We start from the raw sequence: 246 nt of genomic DNA on the forward strand, positions 1-246 counted from the left end.
CCTGCGAAAGGATCACACCATCAAATCGTGAGATCAAACACCTAGACCAAACTGATTGGCCGCGCTGTGGATCAAGCGTTCAGCCAGTTCGATTTCTGCCACTTCCTCCGAGCACTCCAGCCCTGCCTTGGCGCAGTAAGTTTCAATCAGGAAAATGGCATCTTCTGCATCGCCGACCCGCGATAGGGGCGGCAGTTCGCGATGCCGCATTCTTCGAACAATCTGAAAATCACTTTCGAGGATGGG

General features: G+C 53.3%; 1 pseudogene. It reads right to left on the reverse strand.

The features are described from left to right. Positions 1-33: 33 nt before the first annotated feature. Positions 34-246 (reverse strand): annotated as a pseudogene (locus tag EG244_RS20775) (hypothetical protein); the annotation flags it as partial.

Origin of the sequence: Falsigemmobacter faecalis (assembly GCF_003863335.1) — a bacterium.
Lineage (GTDB): Bacteria > Pseudomonadota > Alphaproteobacteria > Rhodobacterales > Rhodobacteraceae > Wagnerdoeblera > Wagnerdoeblera faecalis.